This window comes from Arthrobacter sp. AQ5-05 (assembly GCF_003287975.1).
Lineage (GTDB): Bacteria > Actinomycetota > Actinomycetes > Actinomycetales > Micrococcaceae > Paeniglutamicibacter.
This window is the reverse complement of record NZ_QMKQ01000115.1, coordinates 1-251: the sequence shown is the minus strand read 5'-3', so window position 1 is coordinate 251 and position 251 is coordinate 1. Positions and strand designations below refer to the sequence as shown.

The 251-nt window shown below is 68.1% G+C and carries 1 pseudogene; it reads right to left on the bottom strand.

Annotated features, from left to right (window positions below):
* A pseudogene (locus tag DQ353_RS21920) lies at positions 1 to 251 on the bottom strand (ATP-binding protein); the annotation flags it as partial.

Genomic DNA, 251 nt, shown 5'->3' with positions numbered 1-251 from the left:
CCCGGACGGGAATCCGGCTCGTTTGCGTCGGGTGTCGAGCATCGATTTGTTGCGCCCGGCGGCTTCGGCTTCCAGCAGGACCCGTACGGCCTCGGCGGGGTCCCAGCGTTGGGCCTTGGCGGTGGTGAGCAGCTCTTCGGCCATGGCCCGGGCATGGGGCATCCGGTTGGTGCGCATCAACTCGATGACCTCCGAGATGGTGCGGTCCCGCATGGTGCCCGGTGCCGGGGTGCCGGTGGTGTTAGTTTGCA